This window comes from Pseudomonadota bacterium, from assembly GCA_016195085.1.
GTDB lineage: Bacteria > Pseudomonadota > Alphaproteobacteria > SHVZ01 > SHVZ01 > JACQAG01.
Genome location: JACQAG010000091.1, coordinates 1 through 6,740 on the forward strand (window position 1 = coordinate 1; position 6,740 = coordinate 6,740).

Below are 6,740 nucleotides of genomic sequence, written 5' to 3' on the forward strand. Positions count from 1 at the left end.
CAGCCGCAAACAGCGGCGACCGGATGTGAGGTTCCACGGCATCGACGCCGTGGCTGACAACAGGCTCGCTCCAGGATCTAAAAGACGGAGAGCCAAATGACCCCTTGACGACAACACCCTCATGTGAGCCCGCGCATGACGGCTTAAAATTATGCTGGCGACTGCAATTGCGTCGCCTCGATGCGCAAAACGTTTGACCGGACAGCGGTGGGACCCGCCCGGCCATGACGACGAAATTGGTCCTCACCTGGGCGGCAGATTGATGCCGAGCGCGCGCCAGGCCGGGGGCTGCCGGTCGGTCTGGGCGAAATGTTCGAGCTGGGTCAGATGCGTGTTGTGGATCTCGAGCCGGAGGGCTGCTTCCGGGTCGAGCCGGAGGGCATGGGCGACGGCGGCGCGGATGGTGCCGCCATGGGTGACGGCGACGATGTCGCGACCGGCATGGGTCACATTCAGGCGCTCGATCGCCATCGCGACCCGGCCCATCACATGCTCGAAGCTCTCCCCGCCGGGCGGCACGGTTGCCGCCGGCGCCAGCCAGAATCGGTGGTATCCCGATTCCGGACTCGCTCTCAGCTCCTCATAGGTGCGGCCCTGCCAATTGCCGAAATGCTGCTCGATCAGATCCTTCTCGACGATCGGCTCGGGCACCGGGAAGCCGGCTTCGGCGATGGCGCGGGCGGTATCATGGGTGCGCCTGAGCGGCGAGACGATCCATACGGATTTCCGCGGCAGCAGCTTCGCCAGCGCTTCGAAGTGCTCGCGCTTGCCGCAATCCGCCGGAAAATCCGTCTGGCCGTAGCAGCGGCCCTCATTGGCGGTGACCGGAGCATGGCGGATCCACCACCAGCGGGTGACACGGCTCATGATAGGGCCGCCGCGACCAAAAGCATGACCACCTCGGCAAGTTGCTGGCAGGCGCCCAAGACGTCCCCGGTATAGCCACCGATGCGCCGGCGCGCCAGCCTCGCCATCGCCGCCACCACGGCGAGTGCTGCGGCAAGCGCAAGGACGGCCGAGACCACGCCGAGAGATGCCAGCGCCACGACGGCGCCGATGGCGAGCGACCAGCGCATGGACGTCTCGCTCGGCCGCCCGGCGTCGGCGGCGAGGCCGTCGGTGCGGGCGGGCTCGAGATGGATCATCACCGCGGGCAACAGAGCGCGGGAGGCGGCATGGGCGGCGATGAGGGCGGCGGCGGCCATCGCCTGCGGCAGCGAGGCCAGGGCTGCGGCGCGCAGTCCGACCGTAAAAACCAGCGCCAGGACGCCGAACACGCCGGTCTGGCTGTCGCGCATGATCTCGAGCCGACGTTCTGTCGTATCCCCGCCGATGAGGCCGTCGGCGCTGTCGGCAAGCCCGTCCTCATGCAAGGCGCCGGTGAGAGCTGTGGTCGTCGCCACCACCAAGAAGCCCGCCGCCAGCGGCGGCAGATTGAGATAGAGGGCAATCGCGAAAGCCAGCCCGCCCACGAGACCGACACCGGCGCCGATGACGGGAAAGGCCCGTGCCGCCTCTGCAAGCGCACCGTCGGGAATCGCGCCTTCGCGGCGAATCGGCAACCGCGTCAGGAAGAGAGCGGCGATGAGGAGCTCGTCGCGCCAGCCGTTCACGCGGTTGTATTGGGTCATGGCAGGCGTTTTCGCTTGGGGCCGGGCCCGGGTTATAGGAGATATTGGCCGCCGGTTGAACCCCCGATCCCCGGAGCCCCAATGACCGATACTGCCGTCGCTTCGCTCGCCGAGATCCGCGGCATGCTGAATGAGCTGCCCGGCGCCGACCTGGACGCGGCCCGTGCCACCGCAGAGCGCGAAGGCCAGCTGACCAAGCCGCCGGGTGCCTTGGGCCGGCTCGAGGAGCTGGCGGAATGGCTGGCCACCTGGCAAGGCCGCCATCCGCCCCGGCTCGACCACCCGCGGACAGCGGTGTTCGCCGGTAATCACGGTGTCGCCGCCCAGGGAGTCTCCGCCTTTCCCGCCGCCGTCACCGCCGAGATGGTGAAGAATTTCGTCGCCGGCGGGGCGGCGGTGAATCAGCTCTGCCGTATCTTCGATGCCGACCTTAAGGTCTACGAGCTGGCCCTGGAAACACCGACCCGCGACTTCACCCTGGCGTCGGCGATGGAGGAGGAGGAATGCGCTAAGGCGATGGTCTACGGCATGATGGCGGTGGAGCCCGGTCTCGATGCCTTGTGCTTGGGCGAGATGGGCATCGCCAATACGACCTCGGCTGCGGCCCTGGCCTTCGCGCTGTTCGGCGGCGAGGCCAAGGACTGGGTCGGCCCCGGCACCGGCGTCACCGGTCCCCAGCTCGAGCATAAACGCCGGGTGGTCGAAGCGGGCGTTTCGCGCCATAGGCAAGGCGCCGACGGGCTACAGCTGATGGCCCGCCTCGGCGGGTTCGAGCTGGCCGCGATCGCGGGTGCCATCATCGCCGCAAGGCAGGCGCGCACGCCGGTGGTGCTCGACGGCTTTGCCTGCACCGCGGCGGCGGCCTGCTTGTTCCAGCTCGACCGCCACGTGCTCGACCACTGCATCGTCGCCCATGTATCGGCCGAGCCGGGACATGCGCGGTTGCTGGCCAAGCTCGGCAAGAACGCGCTGTTCAATTTCGGCATGCGGCTGGGCGAAGCCTCGGGCGCCACCTTGGCCTTGGGCGTGCTCAAGGCGGCGGTCGCCTGCCACACCGGCATGGCCACCTTCGCCGAGGCGGGCGTCAGCGGGAAGGACGGCGTTTAGCTGTCACTCGCCCTGCTGCAGCAGCTTGCCGGCGCGCCGGGCATGGGCGAAGCCCAGGAGGAAGCACCAGATTCCGGCAACCATATAAAGCCCGTCGACGACGACCGCGCCCGCCAGCAGATCCCAGCGGAACTGGTTCTGAAACAGCACGGCGCGCATGCCTTCGAACACATAGGCGGACGGCGTCGCCCATGCCACGTATTGCAGCCAGCCCGGCAGCACCGAGATGGGATAGTAGACGCCGCTCACCGGGGCGAAGGCGAAGATGGTGACCCAGGCGAGGCTCTCCGCGCCCATGCCGTAGCGCAGCACGAGGCCCGAGACCGCGAGCCCGATCGACCAGCCCATCGCCATGAGGCAGCTAAAGAAGGCGATGAGCGGCAAGCCGAGCGTGAACACCGAATAGTGATAGAGCGGGATGGCGAGCAAGGCCGCCGGCAGCATGCCGAGGAGCGTGCGGATCACGCTCATCACCAGGAGCGAGATGCCGAACTCGTAGGGCTTCAAGGGTGTGACGAAGAGATTGCCGAGATTGCGGCTCCACAGCTCCTCCAGGAACGACATGGAGACGCCGAGCTGGCTCCTGAACAGCACGTCCCAGAGCAGGGCGGCGGCCAAGAGGACCCCCGTCGCCTGCGCCACCCAGTTGGAATTGGTCATGAAGAACTGGGTGATGAAGCCCCAGACGACCATCTGCATCAGCGGCCAATAGGCGAGCTCGGCGAGCCTGACCCAGGAGCCGCGCAGGAGATAAAGATGACGCAGCACCATGGCGCCGACGCGGCGGGCGGAGAAGCCGACCGGTGCGGACTGCTGGATCCGGCCCAGGGATTCGATGGCGGTCATTGCGCGGCCGCCGGTCTTGGCGCGGCTGTCGGGGCCGCCTCGTCGGGCCGGCGCGCGATGTCGAGGAAGACCTGCTCCAGCGTCTGCCTGCCGTAGCGGCGGACGAGGTCGGCGGGGGCGCCTTCATCGACGATGCGTCCGGCGCGCATCATCAGCACATGGTCGCACAGGCGCTCGACCTCGCCCATATTGTGGGAGGCGATGAGGAGCGTGGCGCCGACACGACGGCGATAGGTTTCGAGATAGCCGCGCACCCAGTCGCCGGTATCGGGATCAAGCGATGCCGTCGGCTCGTCGAACAGCAGCAGCGACGGCTCGTTGATCAGCGCCTTGGCGAGCTGGGCGCGGGTCTTCTGCCCGGCCGACAGCGTGCCGGTCTGGCGCTCGAGGAGATCCGCGAGACCGAGATCGGCCGCGAGCGCGTCGATGCGCCGCCGGATGTGCCGGATGCCGTAGAGGAGCCCGTATACGGTCAGGTTCTGGCGCACCGTCAGCCGATGCGGCAGATCGACATAGGGGCTGGAAAAGTTCATGCGCGGCAGCACCGCCGCCGGCCGGCGCAGCATGTCCTCTCCGAGCACGGTGATCCGGCCGGCGCTCGGCTCCAGCAAGCCGAGCAGCATCGAAAGCGTCGTGGTCTTGCCGGCGCCATTGCCGCCCAACAGCCCGATGGTGGCGCCCATGGGCACGACGAAGGACACATCGTCCACCGCGGTGACGGCGGCGAAGCTCTTGGTCAAACGCAAGACTTCGATCGCGGCTCGAGACATGAGGGGGCCGACTATAAGGTTTGCCGGCGGTCGATGCCACGCGAACGGAGCGGACGAGCCGACGCCGTCCGGCTCTATCGCGAGGCGCGGCTTGCGCGCGGACGGGCTTGGGTGTTGGCTCTCGGGAGAGGCGAGGAGGTGCCGGACAAGGTGAGCGAGACGACGGCCACAAATGCGGCGGCGGCCAAGCCCGGGCGCGGGGAGGACGCGCCCACCGGCCTGCGTGCGGCAACGGAGGTCCGCTCCCCCGGCCCGGTTCGGCTGCGCACGATCGTGCTCATCCGCTGGATCGCCGTTGCCGGACAGGCGGCAACCCTCCTGGTCGTAGACTTCGGGCTCGGCTTCAACGTGCTGCTGGCGCCGGCCTTCGCCGTGGTCGGCGCCTCGGTGCTGCTCAACCTCGCGGTCATGCTGTTTCCGCCGCTGGGCGGCCGGCTCGACGACCGGCAGGCGACGTTGTTTCTCGTCTACGACTCCATGCAGCTGGCGATGCTGCTGTTTCTGACCGGCGGCCTCGATAATCCGTTTTCGCTTCTGATGCTGGGACCGGTCACCATCTCGGCGACCATCCTCTCCCAGCGCAGCACCCTCGCGCTCTCGCTTTTGGCAGCACTTCTGGTGACCTTGCTCGCCATCTGGCATCTGCCCTTGCCTTGGGACGGCCCGCCGCCGACGCCGCCGCTCATGCTCATCGTCGGCAGCTGGGTCGCCATCGTGCTGGCGATTCTCATCATCGTCGGCAATACGCTGACCGTGTCCGAGGAGGCTCGGCGCATGTCGGATGCGCTCTCCGCCACCCAGCTCGCACTCGCCCGCGAGCAGCGGCTGTCGGCGGTGGGGGCACTCGCCGCTGCGGCGGCGCACGAGCTCGGCAGCCCCTTGTCCACCATCGCGGTCGTCGCCAAGGAGCTGCAGCGCGATCTGCCCGCGGACGGCCAGGTCGGCGAGGACATCGCCTTGCTGGTGAGCCAAAGCGACCGCTGCCGCGACATTCTGGCCCGCCTGTCGCGGCTGCCGGAGGGCGACAGCGCCTCGCCCTTGCAGCGCCTGCCGCTCTCCGCCGTGGTCGAGCTCGCGGCCTTGCCCCATGAAGGCGACGAGATCGACATCGAATATGCCTTGGACCCCGAGGCCGCCGCGGGTGCGGAGCCGGTGGTGCGGCGCAGCCCGGAGCTGATCAACGGGCTTGCCAATCTGCTGCAGAACGCCTTGCAGTTCGCCCAGAGCCGGATCAGCGTGGTCACCTCCTGGACTGAGAGCGAGGCCCTCATTACCATCCTCGACGACGGACCCGGGTTCCCGATGAGCGTGCTGCAGAATCTGGGTGAGCCCTATCTCTCCAATCGCGACGAGCGGGACACCCATATGGGTCTGGGCGTGTTCATCGCCCTCAATCTCCTGGGCCGGACCGGGGCCACGGTGGACTTCGCCAATCGGCCCGAAGGTGGGGCGCGCGTGGTCATTCGCTGGCCGAGGGCGCGCTTGGAAGCAGGCTGACCGGCGGCAAGGTGGACTGGAAAGAGGCGGCATGAGCGAGGGGCGTCGGAGCGAGAGCAATCCCTTGGCGGGCGATCGCAGCCTGCTGATCGTCGATGACGACGAGCCCTTGCGCGCGCGGCTGGCCCGGGCGCTGGAGCGTCGGGGCTTTCTCGTCGCCACCGCCGAGAGTGCGGCCGCCGGGATTGCCGCCGCCGGCGCCTCGGCGCCGGCTTTCGCGGTGGTGGATCTGCGCCTGGCCGACGGCAACGGGCTCGACGTGGTGGCGGCGCTCCGGGCTGCCCGGCCCGAGGTTCGCGTGGTGGTGCTGACCGGCTACGGCAACATCGCAACGGCGGTGGCCGCGGTCAAAGCCGGCGCGGTGGATTACCTGCCGAAGCCGGCCGACGCCGACTCGATCGAGGCAGCGCTGCTCGCCCGCGAGAACCCGCTGCCGGAACCGCCGGAAAACCCGATGTCCGCCGACCGGGTGCGCTGGGAGCACATCCAGCGCGTCTTCGAGCAATGCGACCGCAACGTCTCGGAGACCGCCCGGCGCCTGCGCATGCATCGCCGCACCTTGCAGCGCATCCTCTCCAAGCACGCGCCCAAGGACTGAGCGCCGAGTCTCTACGTTCTCTATTCGTCGTCATGCCCGGACTTGTTCCGGGCATCCACGTCTTTGATCGCGCGGCGACACGACATGGATGCGCGGGTCGAGCCCGCGCATGACGAATGATGGAACGGAACTGCGGAGAGCGCGCGCGCCGCTAGCCGATCTTCGCGGATTGGCGATGTTTGAAGGTTCCAAGTGATTGATTTTGCTGAGGCTGGATATTGCAGGTCTGCACTACAACGGCTTTGGCGGCGGAGCCTGGGCGGCGGTGATTCTAGGCGGGCGCTGCGGGGG

Annotated in this window: 7 protein-coding genes; 3 read left to right on the forward strand and 4 right to left on the reverse strand. The window is 68.2% G+C overall.

Annotated features, from left to right (window positions below; translation table 11 throughout):
- Window positions 1-243: 243 nt before the first annotated feature.
- Both HY058_22455 and cobS read right to left on the reverse strand, forming a co-directional pair.
- Window positions 244-867, reverse strand: a complete 624-nt coding sequence (locus HY058_22455; protein ID MBI3500065.1) for a histidine phosphatase family protein — start codon at window positions 865-867, stop codon at window positions 244-246.
- Window positions 864-1,631: an adenosylcobinamide-GDP ribazoletransferase gene (gene cobS, locus HY058_22460; protein ID MBI3500066.1), complete on the reverse strand. Its 768-nt coding sequence runs from the start codon at window positions 1,629-1,631 to the stop codon at window positions 864-866. Before cobS ends, HY058_22455 begins: the two co-directional genes overlap by 4 nt.
- A gap of 81 nt (window positions 1,632-1,712) precedes the next feature.
- On the opposite strand from cobS, the gene cobT reads away from it, so the two are divergent.
- The gene (gene cobT / locus HY058_22465) at window positions 1,713-2,738 is read left to right on the forward strand and encodes a nicotinate-nucleotide--dimethylbenzimidazole phosphoribosyltransferase (protein MBI3500067.1); all 1,026 of its coding nucleotides are present in this window, start codon (window positions 1,713-1,715) and stop codon (window positions 2,736-2,738) included.
- A gap of 3 nt (window positions 2,739-2,741) precedes the next feature.
- Here cobT and HY058_22470 read toward each other — a convergent pair whose 3' ends face one another.
- The gene (locus HY058_22470; protein ID MBI3500068.1) at window positions 2,742-3,584 is read right to left on the reverse strand and encodes an ABC transporter permease; all 843 of its coding nucleotides are present in this window, start codon (window positions 3,582-3,584) and stop codon (window positions 2,742-2,744) included.
- Window positions 3,581-4,354 (reverse strand): ABC transporter ATP-binding protein, encoded by a 774-nt coding sequence (locus HY058_22475; protein MBI3500069.1) that lies wholly within the window; start codon window positions 4,352-4,354, stop codon window positions 3,581-3,583. The genes HY058_22470 and HY058_22475 overlap by 4 nt, the downstream gene beginning before the upstream one ends.
- A 33-nt stretch (window positions 4,355-4,387) precedes the next feature.
- Here HY058_22475 and HY058_22480 point away from each other — a divergent pair, with 33 nt between their 5' ends.
- Both HY058_22480 and HY058_22485 read left to right on the forward strand, forming a co-directional pair.
- Window positions 4,388-5,851: an ActS/PrrB/RegB family redox-sensitive histidine kinase gene (locus HY058_22480; GenBank protein MBI3500070.1), complete on the forward strand. Its 1,464-nt coding sequence runs from the start codon at window positions 4,388-4,390 to the stop codon at window positions 5,849-5,851.
- A 31-nt stretch (window positions 5,852-5,882) separates the two neighbouring features.
- A complete protein-coding gene (locus HY058_22485) occupies window positions 5,883-6,449 on the forward strand; it encodes an ActR/PrrA/RegA family redox response regulator transcription factor (protein MBI3500071.1) in 567 nt (188 codons plus the stop codon).
- Window positions 6,450-6,740 lie beyond the last annotated feature (291 nt).